General features: G+C 42.1%; 16 protein-coding genes and 1 tRNA gene. 13 read left to right on the forward strand and 4 right to left on the reverse strand.

Annotated elements, in window-relative coordinates; all coding sequences use genetic code 11:
• Positions 1 to 20: 20 nt before the first annotated feature.
• Positions 21 to 1,349 (forward strand): DUF3748 domain-containing protein, encoded by a 1,329-nt coding sequence (locus tag M1F03_RS01385; protein WP_251464906.1) that lies wholly within the window; start codon positions 21 to 23, stop codon positions 1,347 to 1,349.
• 238 nt (positions 1,350 to 1,587) lie between these two features.
• Here M1F03_RS01385 and M1F03_RS01390 read toward each other — a convergent pair whose 3' ends face one another.
• Positions 1,588 to 1,938, reverse strand: coding sequence for a YceK/YidQ family lipoprotein (locus tag M1F03_RS01390; RefSeq protein WP_154622813.1), 351 nt, complete (start codon positions 1,936 to 1,938; stop codon positions 1,588 to 1,590).
• Positions 1,939 to 2,294: 356 nt separating this feature from the next.
• Here M1F03_RS01390 and M1F03_RS01395 point away from each other — a divergent pair, with 356 nt between their 5' ends.
• The gene (locus M1F03_RS01395) at positions 2,295 to 3,953 is read left to right on the forward strand and encodes a putative transporter (RefSeq protein ID WP_163860540.1); all 1,659 of its coding nucleotides are present in this window, start codon (positions 2,295 to 2,297) and stop codon (positions 3,951 to 3,953) included.
• Positions 3,954 to 4,177: 224 nt separating this feature from the next.
• Here M1F03_RS01395 and M1F03_RS01400 read toward each other — a convergent pair whose 3' ends face one another.
• Both M1F03_RS01400 and M1F03_RS01405 read right to left on the reverse strand, forming a co-directional pair.
• Entirely contained in the window at positions 4,178 to 5,434 is a 1,257-nt protein-coding gene (locus tag M1F03_RS01400) for a valine--pyruvate transaminase (RefSeq protein ID WP_318840060.1), read from the reverse strand.
• 205 nt (positions 5,435 to 5,639) lie between these two features.
• Positions 5,640 to 6,203, reverse strand: a complete 564-nt coding sequence (locus M1F03_RS01405; RefSeq protein ID WP_154624360.1) for a DNA-3-methyladenine glycosylase I — start codon at positions 6,201 to 6,203, stop codon at positions 5,640 to 5,642.
• Positions 6,204 to 6,407: 204 nt separating this feature from the next.
• Here M1F03_RS01405 and glyQ point away from each other — a divergent pair, with 204 nt between their 5' ends.
• From glyQ to M1F03_RS01460, 11 genes are all read left to right on the forward strand, one after another.
• The gene (gene glyQ / locus M1F03_RS01410) at positions 6,408 to 7,316 is read left to right on the forward strand and encodes a glycine--tRNA ligase subunit alpha (RefSeq protein WP_154624361.1); all 909 of its coding nucleotides are present in this window, start codon (positions 6,408 to 6,410) and stop codon (positions 7,314 to 7,316) included.
• A 9-nt stretch (positions 7,317 to 7,325) separates the two neighbouring features.
• Positions 7,326 to 9,395: a glycine--tRNA ligase subunit beta gene (gene glyS / locus M1F03_RS01415; protein ID WP_154624362.1), complete on the forward strand. Its 2,070-nt coding sequence runs from the start codon at positions 7,326 to 7,328 to the stop codon at positions 9,393 to 9,395.
• A 212-nt stretch (positions 9,396 to 9,607) separates the two neighbouring features.
• A tRNA-Pro gene (locus tag M1F03_RS01420) sits at positions 9,608 to 9,684 on the forward strand.
• 293 nt (positions 9,685 to 9,977) lie between these two features.
• Complete coding sequence (locus tag M1F03_RS01425; protein ID WP_318840061.1) at positions 9,978 to 11,603, forward strand: ShlB/FhaC/HecB family hemolysin secretion/activation protein; 1,626 nt, start codon at positions 9,978 to 9,980, stop codon at positions 11,601 to 11,603.
• Between the two features lie 534 nt (positions 11,604 to 12,137).
• Positions 12,138 to 13,748 (forward strand): dipeptide ABC transporter periplasmic-binding protein DppA, encoded by a 1,611-nt coding sequence (dppA, locus tag M1F03_RS01430; RefSeq protein ID WP_154624364.1) that lies wholly within the window; start codon positions 12,138 to 12,140, stop codon positions 13,746 to 13,748.
• A gap of 177 nt (positions 13,749 to 13,925) precedes the next feature.
• Complete coding sequence (dppB, locus tag M1F03_RS01435; protein WP_154624365.1) at positions 13,926 to 14,945, forward strand: dipeptide ABC transporter permease DppB; 1,020 nt, start codon at positions 13,926 to 13,928, stop codon at positions 14,943 to 14,945.
• An 11-nt stretch (positions 14,946 to 14,956) separates the two neighbouring features.
• Complete coding sequence (gene dppC, locus M1F03_RS01440; protein WP_154624366.1) at positions 14,957 to 15,859, forward strand: dipeptide ABC transporter permease DppC; 903 nt, start codon at positions 14,957 to 14,959, stop codon at positions 15,857 to 15,859.
• A 12-nt stretch (positions 15,860 to 15,871) separates the two neighbouring features.
• Entirely contained in the window at positions 15,872 to 16,852 is a 981-nt protein-coding gene (gene dppD, locus M1F03_RS01445; protein ID WP_154624367.1) for a dipeptide ABC transporter ATP-binding protein, read from the forward strand.
• Complete coding sequence (gene dppF / locus M1F03_RS01450; RefSeq protein ID WP_251464909.1) at positions 16,849 to 17,853, forward strand: dipeptide ABC transporter ATP-binding subunit DppF; 1,005 nt, start codon at positions 16,849 to 16,851, stop codon at positions 17,851 to 17,853. The genes dppD and dppF overlap by 4 nt, the downstream gene beginning before the upstream one ends.
• 403 nt (positions 17,854 to 18,256) lie before the next feature.
• Positions 18,257 to 18,952, forward strand: coding sequence for a HAMP domain-containing protein (locus M1F03_RS01455; protein ID WP_154624369.1), 696 nt, complete (start codon positions 18,257 to 18,259; stop codon positions 18,950 to 18,952).
• 168 nt (positions 18,953 to 19,120) lie between these two features.
• A complete protein-coding gene (locus tag M1F03_RS01460) occupies positions 19,121 to 20,617 on the forward strand; it encodes a M16 family metallopeptidase (RefSeq protein ID WP_154624370.1) in 1,497 nt (498 codons plus the stop codon).
• Positions 20,618 to 20,673: 56 nt separating this feature from the next.
• Here M1F03_RS01460 and M1F03_RS01465 read toward each other — a convergent pair whose 3' ends face one another.
• Positions 20,674 to 21,678: a serine hydrolase domain-containing protein gene (locus tag M1F03_RS01465; RefSeq protein ID WP_163860542.1), complete on the reverse strand. Its 1,005-nt coding sequence runs from the start codon at positions 21,676 to 21,678 to the stop codon at positions 20,674 to 20,676.
• Between the last annotated feature and the right edge of the window lie 44 nt (positions 21,679 to 21,722).

Genomic DNA, 21,722 nt, shown 5'->3' on the forward strand with positions numbered 1-21,722 from the left:
CCGATAGCCCATATTAAAAGATGTCACAGGATAACAGATTGAACAGTAAATTGCCTTATAAAGAAACTCAAATAACAGATGATAAACGAAGTCATCAACTTACAAATATTAATGTTTGGACAGCGGATAGCCAATGGCTAGTTTATGATGTTCGGCCGAGTGCGAGTTCGTTTACTGGATTAACGATAGAAAAAATTCATGTTAATACGCAAAAACAAATAGAAATTTATCGTGCTCATCATGGTGCTCACGTTGGAGTGGTGACCGTCAGTGCTGAAAATCCACCTCGTTATGCCTTTATACATGGGCCGGAATTCCCTAATGAGCAGTGGAAATATGATTTTCACCATCGCAGAGGCGTATATGTTAGGGATGATCATTTAGGAACGGCATATTCTATCGATGCGATGTGTATCACTCCGCCATACATCGCTGGGGCATTAAGAGGAGGGACACACGTTCATGTCTTTAGCCCTGACAGTAAATGGCTAAGTTTTACATACAATGATCATGTGATGCATGAAGTTGATGTTCGGTTAGACCAACGAAATGTAGCTATAGCTGTGCCGATAAAAAAAGTACTCGTTGAACCTAAAGGCCATGAGCGTGAGTATAATGGCGAATACTTTTGTTGTGTTATCTCCCAGACGGTACCTACGCCTCGCCTTGGAAGTGACGATATTAGTCGAGCTTATGAAGAGGGGTGGGTAGGGCAGAAAGGCTACCTAATGGAAAACGGACAATGGCAAAATAAGGCGATTACCTTTATTGGTGATACTCATGCTGCTAATGGCGAGATTGTCCCAGAAATTTTCCTCGTTAATTTGCCTGACGACGAAAATGCGTTCACTCAACAAGGTGAATTTCCATTACAAGGTACTGAGTCACGAATGCCCTTCCCACCGAAAAACATTCAGCAAAAAAGGCTGACATATACTCATGAGCGCCGATATCCTGGGTTAGCTAAACACCCTAGACACTGGTTACGCTCATCACCCGACGGCCGCTCAATTGCTTGCCTGATGAAAGATGATGATGGCATTGTTCAGCTGTGGTTAGTGAATACCTGTACAGGGGCGCTAACACAAATTACGCATAGTAGAATGCCAATTCAATCCGCCTTTAGCTGGGATAGCCAAGGGCAGCATATTGCTTTTATTTGTGATAACAGCGTGATGCGTTGCAATATGACTTCAGGGGAATTACACAGATTAACGGTTCGTAGTGACGTTTCCCCCGTTGCTGATGCAGTTGTATTCTCACCGGATGATCGTCTGATTGCTTTTATGCGTGATGAAGCCGATGGTTTTAGACAGATTTATACGGTAGAAACGGGCTTGGGTGGTTGATATTGGCAAAAAGATGACGGCAATCTGTTTTTGAGATGAAGAGGTGATTTTGCCTCTTCATCATGTATTCATCTTTAATAAAGCTATTTTTGTTATTCGATATATCGACAATCGGTGTCAATAAGAATGGCCGATTTATTAAATCATTATTAAATAGTATTAATTAGATGATTTATTTAACTAATTATATAAATAAAGAGGTCATCACCAAAACAATAATACTCGTTATTTGAATACATTATTCTAGATTATTCTCTGAATGAATTTGATTATGGTTCAATGTCGTATTAGTTTGTTTGTCTAATGCTTCAATACGCTTTTTAGGTGAACTCTCTTCAGGGTTACTGTCTGATTTTACGTAATCAAGAGGGATTAATAGGGTGTCCATAATGGCGGTAAAAGGTAGGTCAATCGCCAGTAATGGGCGCATTACCCAGCCCGTATTTTCATCTTTAAGCATTTCTAAACTGTTTTTAGAACCGGGGTAATAACCATCCGAAGGACCAGCATGAGTCATAATACTGGAACAACCAGTTAAGAAAAGAAGAGGAGTACAGATCAATATTCGCGTTAGTAATAACCCAGCCATATAATTTATTTAACCTACCCTTTAAATTTATTATTGTTTCCTGAGTCAATAATAGCTAAAAATGCAAAATTAACAATCAGAGCATAATACAAATCGTTATTTTTGTATTATAAGTGTAGATAAAGATTTAAACCAATATCCTCATTTGTAAGAAAAGTTAACAAATATAAGTCACTATTTCCTAACTAAGTGAATTGCTGATCAAAGGTGTCCTGAACAAAATGTAATTCCTTTTGAACTGTGGGCTAATGCACATATTACTTTGTTTTTATTTGACATAATCGATTCAGTTGTATGTTTTACCACCTTTCAAGTTACGTTTTGTAAGTGACGGTTCGTCAAAAGGATAGCGGTCTATGAGTGAATTAGCTCTTACTGTGAGTTTGTTGGCGTTAGCGGCTGCATTAGGTTTATGGATAGGTAATTGGAAAATCCGTAATGTTGGGCTTGGTATAGGAGGGGTATTATTTGGCGGTATTATTGTGGGTCATTTTGCGCAAAGCTATGATTTACAACTAAATGCCCACATGCTGCATTTCATCCAAGAATTTGGATTGATTCTATTCGTTTACACAATTGGGATTCAGGTTGGGCCTGGATTCTTCTCATCGCTACGCGTATCGGGATTAAAACTGAATGGTTTTGCCTTATTAATCGTTGTTCTGGGTGCTGTGGTGACGGCGATTATTTACCAATTAGCCGATATCCCTTTACCGATTATTTTAGGTATTTTTTCAGGTGCGGTAACGAACACGCCTTCATTAGGTGCGGGTCAGCAAATATTGACTGACTTAGGTTCAGATCCTGCTTTAGTCGGCCAAATGGGGATGGGATATGCGATGGCATACCCTATGGGGATCTGCGGTATTTTACTTGTGATGTGGTTGATACGTATCATTTTTAGGATTGCTGTTGATAAAGAAGCGTCTGCGTTTAGCAATCAAAATATGCATCAACGAGAAACGTTACAAACAATGAATATCGCTGTTCGCAACACCAACCTTGATGGTCTCATGATGCAAGATATCCCGCTATTGGGAAGTGAAGAGATTGTTTGCTCAAGGCTGAAAAGAGGTGAAATGCTGATGGTGCCTCAACCCACAACAGAAATTCAGTTAGGTGATTTACTGCATGTTGTTGGGCAGAAAGAAGATCTGAATAAAGTACGTTTAATCTTAGGGGAAGAAGTTGATGCTTCCTTATCGACATCAAGTTCCGTCTTGCACTCAGTGCGGGTGGTTGTGACAAATGATGCAGTACTCAGCAAACGCCTACGCGACCTTAATTTAAAACAGAAATATGATGTCGTGGTAACACGATTGAACCGCGCTGGTGTTGAGCTTGTGGCTAATAACAATACGATTCTCCAGTTTGGTGACATCCTCAATATAGTCGGGCGTCCTGAGTCTATCGAGGCGGTTAGTGCTCTACTCGGTAATGCAAAACATAAATTACAGCAAGTACAAATGCTGCCTGTATTCATCGGGATCGGCCTTGGTGTGGTCTTGGGGTCAATACCGCTCTTTATACCGGGGTTTCCCGCGGCATTAAAACTTGGTTTAGCAGGAGGCCCATTAGTTATCGCACTGATTTTAGGGCGTATTGGGACAATAGGGCGTTTATATTGGTTTATGCCTCCAAGTGCGAACCTTGCATTGCGCGAGCTTGGTATCGTGATGTTCCTTGCCGTTGTGGGGCTGAATTCCGGTGGTGGCTTCATTGACACTTTAGTTAAAGGTGACGGATTGACATGGATTGGCTATGGCTTGTTGATTACTTTTGTACCTTTATTTATTACCGGTCTTGTGGCTCGAATTTTTGGCAAAATGAACTATCTCAGTCTGTGTGGTGTGCTAGCGGGTTCAATGACGGATCCACCAGCGCTAGCATTTGCGAATAATATTCATCCAACAAGTGGAGCGCCCGCACTTTCTTATGCGACAGTTTATCCCTTAGCGATGTTTTTACGTATCATTTCCCCGCAATTACTGGCGATTTTATTTTGGGCGATGTGACATAACGAACTATTTAAAATCTTAAGTCTGATTGTGAAGAAATAGGGTATGAGAGTATATAGAGGTAAAAATGGTGCTTATTCAAGCAATGAACTTATTCAAAAGGTGCTTTAATATCGTTGAATGATATTCGTAATGTAATACTTGATTACGGAGTTCTCGCTAATTTTTTCAGCCCTTTTATCTTCAATAAAAGGGCTATTTTTTTATTTAACTTTTGCGTATTAGCACTCAACTGTTTGATAAGCTAGTTCTAATTCTTCAGCCAAAATAGCGATACCCTTCTCAATTTTCTCCGGCTCAGGTACATAGTTCATACGCATACATTGGTGAGCATGAGGCCAGTTTTCCTCAAGCCCAGGGAAGAAGTAATGGCCTGGAACCATCAAAACACCGCGTTTTTTCAGTCGCTGATAGAGCTCTAAACTTGTAATCGGTAGGTCTTTAAACCAAAGCCACAAGAAAATAGCGCCTTCAGGTTTATGAATCAAACACCTATCTTCAGGTATGTAACGACGAATGATTTGAATCACGTCTTTGACACGTTGTTGGTAAAAAGGACCGATAACATTTTTAGATAGAGAAATCAGCTCATCACGTTGCAGCATTTCTAACGCTAGCGCTGGTCCAACACCACCTGGTGCTAAACTAATAATGCCATTCATATTACTGACAGCGTTGATGATTTCTTCATTAGCGATAATGATCCCACAACGTGTTCCCGGTAAGCCAAGTTTTGATAGGCTCATACAGAGAATGACATTGTCATTCCAAAAAGGGGTTGCTTCACTGAAGATAATGTCAGGGAAAGGTACGCCGTATGCATTATCAATCAATAAGGGGATATTGTGTTGTTTGGCTAATTGATCAAGATGTTCAACTTCTTCGTCGGTGATCACGTTACCCGTTGGGTTTGTTGGACGAGAGACGCAAATGACACCAATATCATCCGTGATTTCCAATGTATTGAAATCAACGCGATACTTAAATTGACCATTGGGTAAATATTCAATCTGAGGCTTATTTGCGACAAACAAATCATCATCTAAACCAGAGTCAGCATAACCCACATACTCTGGTGCTAGCGGAAATAGGACCTTACGCGTGATACCATCTTCAAAACGACCAGCAAGCAAGTTAAATAGATAGAAAAACGCACTTTGGCTACCATTGGATAGCGCGATATTTTTTGCACTAATATTCCAGCCGAGTTTCGCTTTTAGAGTTGCTGCTAGCGCTTTCAACATGGCATCTTTACCTTGTGGACCATCATAATTGCACAAAGTCTCAGTTAATTTGCCGTTAGCACACATTTCTGACAATAAAGTTTGGAAATACTCATCCATTTCTGGAATATGCGCAGGATTACCGCCACCGAGCATAATTGCACCTGGGGTTCTCAGACCGTCGTTCAAGTCTTTCATTAAGGTTGAAATCCCTGAATTCTGAGCGAACTTATTACCGAATTTAGAAAATATCATCTCATTTATTCACATATGTTAAGTAGTTTGTTAATGGAATTTAAAACATACTCCGCTCGACAAGAGAGTTCAACAGCTGAAAGTGACCCCTCTTCCAGATAAATAACCAAGTATTTATTATTTATAAGTTTAACATATGTTAAAATTAGTTAAAGTATAGTGAATATTGCTTTTGATGAAGAAGCTAGCGCCGCTTAGTTCTAATTTATTTATATTGATGGCATCCCACTAAATGGTCATTAATCATGCCAGTCGCTTGCATAAAGGCATAGCAAGTAATCGCGCCAACAAACTTAAAGCCTCGTTTTTTAAGCGCCTTCGAGAGTGTTTTTGAAAGTTCTGTTTCGGCGGGAACTTGAGAATGGCACTGCCACTGGTTGACAATGGGGGTATTGTTGACGAATTGCCAGAGGAAAGTGGAAAAGTCTTCTCCATTTTCCATCATTTGTAAGTAGGCTTTAGCATTAGCAATGATCGCATTAATTTTGGCGCGGTTACGAATAATGCGAGTATCTTGCATTAAACGCTCAACATCTTCTTCATTCATGATGGCAATTCGGCTGGGATCAAATTGATAAAATAATTCTCGGTAACCTTGGCGTTTTTTTAATATAGTGTACCAAGACAGCCCTGCTTGCTGGCCTTCTAAGCAGATCATTTCAAATAACTGTAGATTATCTTTCGTTGGCTTTCCCCATTCATTATCGTGGTATGCAATATATTCAGGGTCTTGATTGACCCATCGGCAGCGAGTTAGTGATGAATCCATACGATCTCCTTTTGGGGATTGGCTAGCGGTTTAGGGCAGAATGTTGCTCATTTATACTGGATAAATATCCAGTTTTAAAGAGAGAAAGTAAAGTTTTTTTATTTATAGGCTAAATAGACGTAGATTCAGTGCTGTATATCTGGCGGTCAAAGGGTATACTGACATACTTTCATTTAAATCATATGTATCGCGTGCGGATCTAACATGCAAAAGTTTGATACCAAAACCTTCCAAGGTCTTATCCTGACACTACAGGATTACTGGGCGCGTCAAGGCTGTACCATTGTTCAACCATTGGACATGGAAGTCGGCGCCGGAACATCTCATCCAATGACGTGCTTGCGCGCGTTAGGGCCTGAGCCAATTGCAGCGGCTTATGTTCAGCCTTCCCGTCGTCCAACCGATGGCCGTTATGGCGAAAACCCAAACCGTCTTCAGCATTACTATCAATTTCAAGTGATCATCAAACCTTCGCCTGACAATATTCAAGAGCTTTATCTCGGCTCTTTGAAAGAGTTAGGAATTGACCCAACAGTTCATGATATTCGGTTTGTTGAAGATAACTGGGAAAACCCAACATTAGGTGCATGGGGCCTTGGTTGGGAAGTGTGGCTAAACGGGATGGAAGTCACGCAATTTACTTACTTCCAACAAGTTGGCGGTCTCGAGTGTAAGCCTGTTACGGGCGAAATTACTTATGGTCTTGAACGCCTTGCCATGTACATTCAAGGGGTTGATAGTGTTTATGATCTCGTTTGGTGTGATGGCCCGCTAGGCAAAACAACCTATGGTGATATCTATCACCAGAATGAAGTTGAACAGTCAACTTATAACTTTGAATATGCCAACGTGGACTTTCTTTTCAAATGCTTTGAAGAGTATGAAAAAGAAGCTCAGCACCTTCTGTCATTGGAAACGCCACTACCGCTTCCTGCTTATGAGCGCATTCTAAAAGCGGCTCATACGTTCAACTTACTGGATGCACGTAAAGCAATCTCAGTGACAGAGCGTCAACGTTATATTTTACGTATCCGTACCCTGACAAAAGGGGTCGCCGAAGCTTATTATGCTTCTCGCGAGGCGCTCGGATTCCCTATGTGTCACAAGAATTAAGAGGCTGTCATGACTCAACAGACTTTCCTAGTGGAAATCGGCACAGAAGAGTTACCGCCGAAGGCTCTTCGTTCATTAGCTGAATCATTTGCGGCAAACTTTACGACAGAATTGGATAGTGCAGATATTGCACACGGTGAGATTAGCTGGTTTGCAGCTCCTCGCCGTTTAGCGTTAAAGGTTGCAGATCTGGCCAATGCTTCACCTGACCGTGAAGTTGAAAAGCGTGGTCCAGCGATTTCTGCGGCTTTCGATGCAGCAGGTCAGCCAACTAAAGCCGCTGAAGGTTGGGCGCGTGGTTGTGGTATTACCGTTGACCAAGCTGAGCGTTTAAAAACAGATAAAGGTGAGTGGCTCCTTTATCGTGCTCAAGTCAAAGGCGTTGCCGTTAGCGAATTATTAGTGGATATGGTGGCTCGCTCTTTGGCTAAATTACCTATTCCTAAACTGATGCGTTGGGGGGATAAAGAAACCCATTTTGTTCGCCCTGTTCATACCGTCACATTATTGCTAGGTAGCGATGTTGTTGAAGGGGAAGTGCTGGGGATCAAAAGTGGTCGTACAATCCGTGGTCACCGTTTTATGGGTGAAGCGGAGTTTACCATTGACAGTGCTGACCAATATCCTGAGATCTTGCGTGAGCGCGGTAAGGTTATTGCGGACTACGCCGAGCGTAAAGCGGTTATTAAAGCGGATGCTGAAAAAGCGGCACTTGCTTTAGGGGGTAAAGCGGATTTAACAGACAGTTTATTAGAAGAAGTTGCTTCATTGGTTGAATGGCCAGTTGTACTGACCGCAAAATTTGAAGAAAAGTTCTTAGAAGTGCCTGCTGAAGCATTGGTGTATACCATGAAAGGGGACCAAAAATATTTCCCTGTTTATGATAATGAAGGCAAATTAATGCCGAATTTCATTTTCGTGGCAAATATCGAGTCTTCAGACCCACAACAAATTATTTCAGGTAACGAGAAAGTTGTGCGTCCTCGTTTGGCAGATGCTGAGTTCTTCTTTAAAACCGACCGTAAACAACGTCTTGAAGATAACTTACCGCGTTTAGAGACCGTGCTGTTCCAACAACAGTTAGGGACATTACGTGATAAAACCGAGCGCTTAGAAGCATTATCCGGTTGGATTGCTGCTAAGATTGGTGCTGATGTCAATCATGCAACACGTGCTGGTTTATTGGCGAAATGTGACCTTATGACTAACATGGTGTTTGAGTTTACAGATACTCAAGGCGTAATGGGTATGCATTATGCACGTCACGATGGTGAGTCAGAAGATGTCGCATTAGCACTGAAAGAACAATATCAACCACGCTTTGCCGGTGATGAACTCCCTTCTACCGATGTTTCTGCGGCACTCGCCTTAGCAGAGAAAATGGATACCTTAGCGGGTATTTTCGGCATTGGGCAGCATCCGAAAGGTGATAAAGATCCATTCGCATTACGTCGTGCCGCACTCGGTGTTTTGCGTATTATCGTAGAAAAAGGCTATCAGCTTGATCTGGTTGAAATGACAGAAGAAGCAGTACGTCTTTACGGTGATAAGCTCACGAACAAGAATGTGGTTAATGACGTTGTTGAATTTATGCTTGGTCGCTTCCGTTCTTGGTATCAAGAGCTTGGCTACAGCATTGACACTATTCAAGCTGTGTTGGCACGTCGCCCAACCTCACCCGCAGATTTTGATGCGCGAGTAAAAGCGGTAACTCACTTCCGTACATTAGAAGATGCGGAAGCATTGGCCGCAGCGAATAAACGTGTGTCTAACATTTTGAGCAAGTCGAATGAAAAACTGGCTGATAAAGTGTTGGCATCTGTGCTCAAAGCACCACAGGAAGTGAAGTTGGCTACTCATCTTGTTGTATTACAAGAAAAACTAGAGCCAATGTTCGCTGAGCGTAACTATCAAGATGCATTGGTTGAGTTAGCATCACTACGTGAAGTTGTTGATGCATTCTTTGTCGATGTCATGGTGATGGACGAAGATGAGGCTGTACGTATTAACCGTCTGACTCTACTGAGCCAATTGCGTGAGCTGTTCCTGAAAGTAGCCGATATTTCTTTACTGCAATAAGTGGTTACGAGTTGGTGGTAGGCATGGTTCATATCACCACATCAATGCGGATAAGCGCTCATTAAGTTAGACTTGTGAGCGCTTATGACTCTCTAAATTGGTGGATTGATTAAAAAACCACATCAAGTTGATGGTTTTATCATCATGCAAACAAATTTAGTGAAAAATGGGTTGACGGCGAGAGCTCGCAACAGTATGATTCACACCGTTTTCGGCGAGTAGCGCAGCTTGGTAGCGCAACTGGTTTGGGACCAGTGGGTCGGAGGTTCGAATCCTCTCTCGCCGACCAGATTCCAAAACCCCACCTCAAATGAAGTGGGGTTTTTTGCTTTATAGACGCATATGCGTTTTTCGAACTGTCCTCTCGTGATAATACAAATTATCGCAATAACCTTACTATTTTACACCGACGGGTTCACCGCAATCTTTCGGAGTAACTTTGTTGTCTTTCTTGTTCATAATCTGTTCTTATAGTGATGTACTCTGTCTGCTTAACCATTAGTTGGCGCAATCGTCATGCGCTATGCAGTAGCTAGTCGTAGATGACCTCTATACGGAATTTTTATGACAAGGATACTGTCAATGAAAGAGATACCTATACTGCTTATTGGGCTGTTTGTGTTGTTGAGGTGCACATCTTGTTATGCTGATAAGTATTCTATGTCAGCACAGCATTTGCTTAAACAGACTCCAACCGTTCGATCTGTTATGCAGCAACCTGTAATGGCCTGTGTGGCAATCCACCAAGTTCATTTCTCGGCATTATCGCTATTTCCATTAATTACACAGAAACGCTTGAGCCAATGGAAAAGAAGGGTAGAAGGGCAATGTGTGAATGATGAAGCGTTACTGTTATATGCCGATTTTTTGAATGCACAATTAACGGAACTGGGTTATATCACATCCTATATTCATTACCCAAAACAAGCGTTGTTATTGGGGGTATTACGCGTTGAATTGGTGCCGGGAAAACTCGGCAGTATCGTGCATCAAGAAACGGGTCATGAGAGCCATTCGTTATCTTCTGCATTCCCTTTGCAAAAAGGGGAAGTGATTCATCTTCACCCCATCAACCAAGGGCTTGCTAATCTTCATAATACCCAATTGATTCGACATCAAATTCATATTATTTCAGATAACCAAAACAATAATTTGAATCAATTAGTTATTCAACGTCAGGCGATAAGGGCTTTTAAAGGGAGATTATTATTAGAGTCGAAAGCATCACAGCAGTTGCCAAAACATAGAATTAGCAACGTCGTTATGCTTGCCAATCCACTGTTACTCAATGATTTCTTTTTTGGCCGCTTAGACAGCGATATAGGAAGTCGCGCAGAGAAGACATTAAAGTCAGCGTCTATCTTATATTCTGTGCCCTACCACTATTGGTTATGGACCTTATATGCGGGGTATCAAGAAAACAGCATGAACCAATATCTACAATCTAACGAAGCAATGGAAATCCGTTATGATTCGAGAAGTCGTTTGCTGTCATTACAAGCAGAGTACCTTCTTCATCGAACACGGACGGGTTCCACCTCCGCGAGTATAGGCACTCAAATTCAAACACTTGATATTTTCTTAGAACAGTATCGTTTAGAAACTCAGCGACGTTTTAGCAGTTATCTCTTACTGGGTCTCAGCCATAAACGCGATTTTGTACAAGGTAATGCGGTATTTTTATTTAGCGTTAAACAAGATGTTGATTGGTTTGGTTCCACACGAGCACAAGTCACTGGTCTAGAACAGGCCCGAATCTACTTATTATCAATAGACTATCAGCGCATATTCAATTTAATGGGGCAATCCATGTATCACCGGCATGAACTTGAAGTTCAACTCAGCCATTCAAAACTTGATCCGTTACTTGAACTGAATAGCCTTTCAGGAAATTTGGGTATTCGAGGGTTTACAAATAGCTTAGGCATTGAAAATGGAGGGGATAATACATTCAAATTCAAAAATGAATGGGGGTGGTTTTCACCATGGTTTGGCGTTGAGTTGTATGGCGCGCTAGATTATGCAACGGGGTCAACAGATCGAGCCAATTTGTGGCAAGAAAACCATTTAATCGGTACAGAGATAGGGCTAAAAGGGCGGTTTGCAAGGATGGATTATAAGCTCTTTATTGAGGCTCCACTTTGGTATCCCGATGCGCTAAAGGTTAATGACGTGAACTTTGGGGCTAAAGTCAGTTTTGATTATTAGCTCATGACTTAAATAGATGAAAATAGGTAGGAAGAATAGAATCAAGAGGGTTATTCATTTTTTGAAGTTATTAACTAATGAACAAATTGTTAAATTATCATGGCGCGCTCATTTTTATGTGAATAAAAAACAAGCAAAACAATAATAAGCTAAGCAGATTATTAGCCGATAATGCTTCAGAACTTTATGCCGCACTCTCTAAGAAGTTACACTATTTTCGTTCAGTAATTCAGCACTTAATCACAAATATAAAAATAAATCACCCCGTGATAAAAAGCTATTCTATACTGTTTTTGTGGTTATTACTTCTGCGTTATTGGTTGAGTATCTATACAATAGACTAATAACACGCCATATATGTTTCTAAAATGTTATAAGTTAGTAGAGAAGGGAGTGAGACATACTATTGACGAAGTGGGTGACAGTTGATTAATTGCACTATGAATAACTAAAAAATACAGATTCCTTATCTGTCATTCCTATGATGGGTAGGGCATTAAGCAAATAACACATGAACACCACAGGAGCATACAGATGGCGCTCTCAATCAAAAAGACAGGTTTATTGGCAGTAGGGCTTACACTTTCAGCACTTGCAGTTTCTGCCTCTGTGCAAGCAAAAACATTAGTCTATTGTTCAGAAGGATCCCCTGAAGGTTTTAATCCACAGCTATTCACTTCAGGTACAACATACGATGCTAGCTCAATTCCATTATATAATCGGCTTGTTGAGTTTAAACTGGGCACGACAGAGATTGAGCCTGGATTAGCAGAGAGCTGGGAAGTCAGTGAAGATGGTAAAGTTTATACTTTCCATTTACGTAAAGGCGTTAAATGGCATTCCAGTAAGGACTTTAAACCGAGTCGTGATTTCAATGCGGATGATGTGATTTATTCCTTTATGCGCCAAAAAGATCCAAATCATCCATACCATAAAATTTCTGGCGGTAGCTATGAATACTTTATGGGAATGGATATGGATAAGATCATCGATAAAGTTGAGAAAGTCGACGACAATACCGTTCGTATTACATTGACTCGTCCTGAATCGCCATTCCTTGCCGATATGGCAATGGATTTCGCATCGATTCTTTCTGCTGAATATGCAGATCAAATGCTGGCAGCAGGTACACCACAAAAAGTTGACTTGAACCCGATCGGTACAGGTCCATTCCAGTTACAACAGTATCAGAAAGACTCTCGTATCCTTTACAAAGCGAACAAAGAGTATTGGGGCAATAAACCGAAAATTGATCGTTTAGTCTTCTCCATTACACCTGACGCTTCTGTCCGTTACGCGAAGTTACAAAAAAATGAATGCCAAGTGATGCCGTATCCAAATCCGGCTGACCTAGAGCGCATGAAGCAAGACAAAAATATCACGCTAATGGAACAGCCAGGTTTGAACGTGGGTTATCTCTCTTTCAACGTTGAGAAGAAACCATTAGATAACCAAAAAGTTCGCCAAGCTTTGTCAATGGCGGTTAATAAAGATGCCATCATTGATGCGGTTTACCAAGGCGCAGGCCAAAAAGCGAAAAACTTAATTCCACCAACGATGTGGAGTTACAACGATGATGTGAAGGATTATGAATATAATCCTGAAAAAGCGAAAGCACTGTTAGCTGAAGCAGGTTTCCCTAATGGATTTGAGATTGATCTGTGGGCAATGCCTGTACAACGTCCATACAACCCAAATGCGCGCCGTATGGCTGAAATGATCCAAGCAGACTGGGCAAAAATTGGTGTTAAATCGAAAGTTGTGAGCTATGAGTGGGGCGAATACCTCAAACGCGCCAAAGATGGTGAGCCACAAACGGTAATGATGGGATGGACCGGTGATAATGGTGACCCAGATAACTTCTTTGCAACGCTGTTTAGCTGCGCGGCAAAAGAACAAGGTTCTAACTATTCGAAATGGTGTTATCAAGGTTTTGAAGACCTGATCCAACCTGCTCGTATGACTGCGGATCATAACAAACGTGTTGACCTCTACAAACAAGCACAGGTTGTTATGAATGAACAAGCTCCTGCCTTAATCATTGCGCATTCAACAGTATTTGAACCAGTACGTAAAGAAGTGAAGGGCTATGTTGTCGATCCACTCGGCAAACACCACTTTGAAAACGTCGATATTGAAAAATAATCGTTGTTAATTTGTCACAGCCCTTCGTCATCCTCTGATAACGAAGGGCGTTTTCGCCTCTGAATTTCAGGGAAACAGAAAACTTAGTTCTTTGTGAGCAGGCAGAAGAAATAGCACCCTTCTGATTAGCCAAACGGACTTAGAGCCGTCAAAGGCATTATTAAAGAGATTCGGGATATGTTGCAATTTATCCTCCGACGCTTGGGATTAGTTATCCCAACGTTTATCGGTATTACATTACTCACTTTCGCTTTTGTGCATATGATTCCAGGTGATCCTGTGATGATTATGGCAGGAGAAAGGGGCTTATCGCCTGAACGGCATGCTTACCTAATGGCTGAATTGGGCTTAGATCAGCCTCTTTGGAAACAGTATCTTCATTATATTAACGGCATATTTCATGGCGACTTGGGAATTTCATTGAAGAGCCGTATCGAGGTGTGGGATGAGTTCTTCCCTCGCTTTAAAGCCACAATGGAACTGGCTATTTGTGCGATGATTTTTGCTGTTTCTGTCGGGATCCCTGTTGGTGTATTAGCTGCGGTTAAACGTGGTTCTATTTTTGATCACACAGCGATTGGTCTATCACTGACGGGTTATTCCATGCCAATCTTTTGGTGGGGCATCATGCTAATCATGCTCGTGTCTGTGCACTGGGATTTGACCCCAGTATCTGGACGTGTGAGTGATAGTGTTTTCCTTGATGATTCATATCCACTTACTGGCTTTATGTTAATTGATACGTTTATTTGGGGAGAAGAAGGCAACTTTATTGATGCTGTTGAGCATTTAATACTGCCATCGATTGTCTTGGGGACGATACCGTTAGCGGTCATTGTACGTATGACTCGTTCCTCAATGTTAGAAGTACTTGGTGAAGACTATATTCGTACAGCTAGGGCAAAAGGCGTTAGCCGCGCACGCGTTATTCTGATCCATGCATTGCGTAATGCATTATTGCCTGTTGTGACTGTTATTGGCCTCCAAGTTGGCGTAATGCTAGCAGGGGCAATCCTCACCGAGACGATTTTCTCATGGCCCGGCCTAGGTCGATGGTTGATTGAAGGGTTGCAACGCCGCGATTACCCCGTTGTGCAAGGTGGTGTTCTGTTAGTCGCGACACTGATTATTTTTGTTAACCTAGTGGTTGATGTGCTGTATGGCATTGTTAACCCACGTATTCGCCATAAAAAATAAGGAGCGCTAAAATGTCTCAATCTACTGAGCCAACGGTTGTCAGCGCCCCTAAGCCGATGACACCATTTCAAGAGTTTTGGCATTATTTCAAACGCAATAAAGGCGCTGTTATTGGGATGATATATATCATCTTAATGATCTTAATTGCTATTTTTGCTGGGGTGCTGGCACCTCATGCACCCGATGAACAATTCCGTGACTTCTTATTGGTTCCACCTGTTTGGGAACATGGAGGAAGTTGGCAATTTATTTTAGGTACGGATGATGTCGGGCGTGACCTGTTATCACGTTTGATGTATGGCGCCCGTTTATCTCTGCTGGTCGGCTGCTTAGTCGTCGTCCTGTCGTTAATTTCTGGGGTGGCGCTTGGAGTGATTGCGGGTTACTTCGGTGGTGTGGTCGATGCCATTATTATGCGTGTCGTTGATATCATGTTAGCACTACCAAGCTTACTGCTGGCACTTGTGTTGGTCGCTATTTTTGGCCCGTCTATTGTGAATGCGTCGATTGCTTTAACCTTCGTAGCACTGCCACACTATATTCGATTGACCCGTGCTGCTGTATTAGTTGAAGTTAATCGCGATTATGTGACGGCTTCTCGTGTTGCGGGGGCAGGTGCTGTCCGCCAGATGTTTGTCAATATTTTACCTAACTGTTTGGCACCGTTAATTGTTCAAGCGTCGCTTGGTTTTTCTAATGCTATTTTAGATATGGCTGCTTTAGGGTTCCTTGGTATGGGGGCGCAACCACCAACACCAGAGTGGGGCACAATGTTATCGGATGTGCTGCAATTCGCTCAAAGTGCATGGTGGGTGGTCACCTTTCCAGGTTTAGCAATTTTGTTGACTGTATTAGCGTTTAACCTGATGGGTGATGGTTTACGTGATGCATTTGATCCAAAACTCAAGCAGTAATGAGGTAATCTAATGGCATTGTTAAATGTAGAACAACTTTCGGTACACTTCGGTGATGAAGCTACTCCGTTCCGCGCCGTTGACCGCATTAGCTATCGCGTTGAGAAAGGTCAGGTTGTCGGTATCGTTGGTGAATCCGGTTCAGGGAAATCGGTGAGTTCCTTGGCAATTATGGGGTTGATTGACTACCCCGGCAAAGTGATGGCAAATGCATTGCAATTTGATGGACGGGATTTACTGTCGATTCCAGAAAAAGAGCGTAGACAGATTGTTGGTGCAGATGTCGCAATGATATTTCAGGATCCTATGACGAGTCTTAACCCTTGCTTTACTGTGGGTTATCAGATTATGGAAGCCCTGAAAGTGCACCAAGGTGGTAGCAAGAGTACACGTAAGCAACGTGCGATTGACTTGCTGACGATGGTGGGGATCCCTGATCCGCAATCACGGCTTGACGTTTATCCTCACCAACTGTCCGGTGGGATGAGTCAGCGTGTGATGATCGCAATGGCTATTGCATGTCGACCAAAACTCTTGATCGCAGATGAACCCACGACTGCTCTTGACGTAACCATTCAAGCTCAAATTATTGAATTATTGCTTGAATTACAGCAGCAAGAAAATATGGCATTGGTCTTGATTACACATGACCTTGCCTTAGTCGCGGAAGCGGCACACCACATTATTGTGATGTATGCAGGTCAAGTTGTTGAATCTGCAAAAGCTTCCGATATCTTTAAATCTCCACGACATCCTTATACTCAAGCGTTATTACGTGCATTACCCGAGTTTTCAACGAATAAATCTCGGCTCGCTTCTTTACCTGGCGTTGTTCCTGGCAAATATGATCGGCCACAAGGTTGCTTGTTGAATCCTCGCTGTCCATATGCGACAGAACGTTGCCGTATAGAGGAGCCTGAGCTGCGCTCTATTGGGGATAGGCAGGTGAAATGTCACATGCCTTTGGATGATATGGGGAGGCCGACATTATGAGCGAAAAGCAAAATAAACCATTACTACAGGCCGTCAATTTAAAAAAATATTACTCCGCAAAAAGCGGTCTATTTTCGGCTGAAAAGCTAGTAAAAGCATTAGATGGCGTTTCATTTGAACTTGAAAAAGGTAAAACGCTTGCGGTGGTTGGGGAGTCTGGTTGTGGTAAATCGACACTAGGTCGTTTATTAACCATGATTGAGCAACCGACGGAAGGTGAGCTGTATTATCAAGATCAAAATTTATTGGTAAAAGATAAAACAGCAGAAAAATTACGCCGTCAAAAAATTCAAATTGTGTTCCAAAATCCTTATGGCTCGTTGAATCCACGTAAAAAAGTTGGGCAAATACTGGAAGAGCCGTTATTGATTAATACGCCATTGTCTAAAGAGCAACGTAGAGAAAAAGTCTTATCAATGATGGCAAAAGTCGGTTTAAAAACAGAGCATTATGAGCGTTACCCGCATATGTTTTCGGGCGGGCAGCGTCAGCGTATTGCGATTGCAAGAGGGTTAATGCTTGATCCTGATGTCGTTGTTGCAGATGAACCTGTTTCTGCGCTGGATGTCTCTGTCCGTGCTCAGGTACTTAACTTAATGATGGATTTACAGCAGGAGCTTGGGCTTTCTTATGTGTTTATTTCACATGATCTTTCAGTCGTTGAGCATATTGCTGATGAAGTCATGGTGATGTACTTAGGGCGCAGTGTAGAAAAGGGAACCAAAGAGCAAATTTTTAATAATCCTTTGCACCCTTATACGCAAGCCTTGCTATCCGCAACGCCACGCTTGAATCCAAGTTCACGCCGTGAGCGTATAAAGCTGACTGGAGAATTACCAAGTCCATTGAATCCACCGCCAGGATGTGCTTTTGCTGCTCGTTGCCGCAGAGCGTTTGGGCAATGCACGCAATTCCAGCCTTCACTTAAAGAGTATGATGGTCAGTTAGTGGCGTGTTTTGCAGTAGAAGAAGATGAAAAAAATACGTTAGTAGTGAGTTAAGGGGTTAAGACGGCAAAAAGTGTGCTCTTTTTGCCGTTATCCAGCGTTATGCCGTTATAGATACCGATGCCAACTGCCCCTTTGTCCTAATTACATAAACTTTCATTTTTAACTGCTCTTTTCCCGATAAAATCAAGTATACTGGGTTTTGGCTAGCGATATCCTATACCCCGTAAACTTATCTTCTGGTAACGGTACCTAAACTTTCATTATTTAGCTTAAATAACTATCTGTATTCAGTTGCTATAAGATAATATGGGTGAAGCGTGCCTGTATATAGGTTGCTATATACTGGGTCAAAAGGATAACGGTCAGAAGCCATTTGTCCTTGTTGAAAACATAGCCATTTAAGCAGCAAGAATATTAAATTGAAAAGAAGCTTGATAAATAAGGTTTCGGAAAAATGAAGGCCCGAGTTCAGCGTTCACTAACGTTAAAAAGCATGATCGTATTTTTTGTGATCACGTTAAGTTCACTCGCCCTTTTTTTGGGAATTCAATTTAGTTACTTACTTGATCAAAGAAAAAATGACTATCTTGACCAATTGAGCAATGCTGTAGTGCAGATCCAAAAACCATTAACGGATTCGTTGCTCAGTTCAGATTTGAACGAGGTTAAAAGGTTACTCGTAAGCCTGAAAACATCGGGTATTATGGGGAAAGCCATTGTGACGGTAGATGGTGCAACCGTTATGAATTTAGATTTTGCAACCGCTAGGCCAATTCCTGATTGGGCAATAAAATTTGCAGGTATTCCAGTAGAAATGACAGTACCTTTGTACGCATATGGGAATACCATTCTGACAGCAAAACCACAGGGGTATTTAACACTCCAAGTTGATTCTAATCGGGTCTATCGTTTCGCGGTTAATACATTAGCGCTGATGATTACAACCTATTTGCTATTGGTCTTAATTATCGCGATAGCAATGACATGGTGTGTCAGTAGAATGATCGTCAGGCCATTACGCAAAATTGCGCTAGAATTACAGGATGATGATAATCACGATATCGCAGTGCCAAATTATCATGAGGATGACGAGATTGGTCTTTTGGCGAAGAATTATAACCGCCAAAGAAAAAAGCAAAATTCAGACTAAGTCATGAACATGTGATGAGCTTTGTGGTCTAATATCGTAAATAGTTGGTGTCATTAATATTGTATGCGACCCAACCATATCATTTAACCCTATAATTAACGCTTTTCGTTAATTTGTCAGTCATTTTTTGCGGTTAAATACAAGGATAGAAAATACATAGGGGTCTACATGCAGGGTTCGAAAATTCGGTATATCTTCAGTGTGGTGCTATTGTCAGTCGCTGGCTTTGCGAGTGCTGAACCATTACAGCCTGATCCAGCATGGCAACAAGGAAAGCTTGAGAATGGCTTCAGTTGGCAACTGCTACAAACACCACAACGTCCAAATGACCGAATTCAGCTTAGGTTAGCCATCAAGGCTGGCTCACTATCAGAAAAAGCGAGTGAAAAGGGGTATAGCTATTTAATCCCGAAAATGGCATTACTACACCAAACTGAAGCATTTCCAGCGGCGACATTACAAAATTTTTGGCGTCAGGCGACTGATCCTGATGTACCCATTCCCCCAGCGGTTGTTTCGTATGACTACACAATTTACAGTTTAAGTTTACCGCATAATAAGCCTGAACTTCTTAAACAAGCGCTAAACTGGTTGGCAACTTCTGCTGCGGGTGCAACCTATACAGAAACATCATTGCATAATGGGTTAACAGTGACAAATGCACCTGTTGCCACATTACCTCTTGATGCTACAGACCCTGTCTGGCGTGCTCGTTTAAAAGGTTCTGCGATGATGGGGTATGATCCCGGCCAAAAGATTAGTGATAATGTGAATTTAGAAAGTGTGAACGCTTTTTATCAAAAATGGTACACACCGGATGTGATGACACTCTATGTTGCAGGCCATGTAGATGCTCGCATGCTGTCTGACTATATCACACAAACGTTTTCATCTTTAGAAGGCAAGCGCTCAGAGCCTGTCTCAGTAGCGGTTTTATCACAGGTTAAGCCTCAATCCATTGATATTTTGCAAGATAAACAATCGAAGGATAGTTTGTCATTGATTTGGGATATCGACTGGCAACCGATTAATGATTCTGCGGTGCTATTGCGTTACTGGGGTAGTGATTTGGCGCGTGAAGCACTGTATCGTTCCTTGCAAAAAACCTTTAATCAAAAGTTTAGTCAAGATGAGGTCTCCTCTAATTTAGATTGCCGAGTACAGTATCAAAAGGCAAGCTGTACACTTACCGTTAACGCGCCACCTGAAAAAATGATGGCAGTTGCTGATGTCGTGCTGAATGAGCTTTCAACGGTTGACCAAAATGGCATTTCACCTGAATTATTTAATGAAATGATCAATGAGAAGCAAGTTCAGTTATCACAACTCTTTGCCGCATATGCGCGTACCAGTACGGATGTATTAGCCGGCCAGCGTCTGATTTCTCAGCAAAATGGAGTGGTTGATATTGCACCTGAGCAGTATCAACGTTTACGCCAATCTTTCCTTGCTGGCCAAACGCTTGAGCAAGTAAATATGGAAGTGCGTCGTTTATTGTCTCAAGAAGCGGCGTTTGTTTTGACTCAACCAAAAGATAAACAGCTGATGGATGCAGAACAAATTCGTCAGAAATTTACCAAAGTGTTGTGGCCACAAGCAGAGCCGGCTTCGGCTGTTGAAACTGAGCCTACGGTAGCCACTGAACCCGCTAAAGCGACACAATAGTGAGTTTCCGGATAGCCCCTAATAAGGGGCTATTGACTTATCACATGGTATGTTTGTTAGCGTTGTGTCAGTAATGTTTCAATAACCTGAATTAACGTTTCACGAGACTCTCTGTCATCGACAAAACCTGCTGCACTTATTTTGCTTTCAGGGGCGTAATAGGCGGCTGAGCCCCAAAAGCCAAGATGCGAATAAAGCGTTACGCCATTGACGACACTTGCCATTAGACCTAAACGATACGCTTGTGCACCTTCGTGGGTTCCCACGCTCAGCATCGTATTGAGTGTCTCTGGGTTATCAAATATCTCACCATTAAATAGCGCTTCGAGAAAGCGAGCCATTTGTCGAGAAGAGGTAATGAGACCGCCACCGCCGTAGAGGTCCATAGACGCATGAATATGTGTTCCTTCAAAATCTTTCAAATATTGGCGAGCACGGGGCGCTTGCGTTGTCGGTTGCTCAAGGCATTCCCAATAAGCGCTATCTAGTCCGATTTTATGGAACTTTAATAGTGTTCTCACGGCATGACCGAGTGATTGACCCGTTATGCGTTCGATAATATCACCTAATAAAATATAACCGGTATCTGAATAGATGAATGTTTCTGAAGGAGCGACAAATGGAAACGATTTACGGGCGTATATTTGCATTTGCTCCAGTCGAGTCCATTGGTAGTCAGGTCTTGCGAGTACTCGTTTGAGATAATGTTCATCGGCATGATCACAAAGTCCACTACTATGATTGAGTAAGTGGCGAATGCTAATGTGGTCTGTCGCATAACGATGACAAAGTAATTGATTAAATTCGGTGGCGATATGTTGTGATATCGCATCATCTAGCGACAATTTTCCCATTTCGGCTAATCGAAGCACCGCAGCTGCTGTAAATGTTTTTGTATTACTGGCAATACGTAACGGTGTGTCAACGGTTAGGGGATTGCCTGCCAAATCACTACCTCTCGCACAAAAAGTGCCGGTAGTGGCTTTTGCTTGATTGTGATAGTACAGCACAACGCCGCAGGATAAATTTTCTAATTGCTGAATAGAGTCTGTTGTTATCATTTTTATGCCAATGCCTCTGATATTCCGAGATGACCTGAGTGTAT

The organism is Providencia sp. PROV080 (genome assembly GCF_033688105.1).
GTDB classification, from domain to species: Bacteria; Pseudomonadota; Gammaproteobacteria; order Enterobacterales; family Enterobacteriaceae; genus Providencia; species Providencia zhejiangensis.